This is a genomic window from Pseudoalteromonas sp. MER144-MNA-CIBAN-0113 (assembly GCF_040308965.1).
Classification (GTDB): Bacteria; Pseudomonadota; Gammaproteobacteria; order Enterobacterales; family Alteromonadaceae; genus Pseudoalteromonas; species Pseudoalteromonas tetraodonis.
Genome location: NZ_JBEOOG010000511.1, coordinates 1 through 248, shown reverse-complemented (window position 1 = coordinate 248; position 248 = coordinate 1). Strand labels below are relative to the sequence as shown.

Genomic DNA, 248 nt, shown 5'->3' with positions numbered 1-248 from the left:
CCCATATACGATAGCTTCGCTTTAGTAAAACCTCACTCTAGCCTTAAAGGAAAAAAAGTTATATTGGGGCAATATGAAGATGAATATAGGGCAGATAATGAAGACTTCGAGACTATTTTATTGAACGATATAAGTTCATACGCCTCAACCAACGTTGCAGTCGATATTGATAACTTAGCGCCAGGGTATGATATAGGTTCTGGTATTATTACTCTTTATTCACCTTATCGAACGGGTCATGCAATTAC

General features: G+C 37.1%; 1 protein-coding gene. It reads left to right on the top strand.

All coding sequences use genetic code 11. From position 1 onward, the window contains the following. Nucleotides 1-63: 63 nt before the first annotated feature. The coding region (locus AAEY57_RS20725; RefSeq protein ID WP_350608750.1) for a hypothetical protein at nt 64-248 on the top strand (185 nt) is incomplete at its 3' end.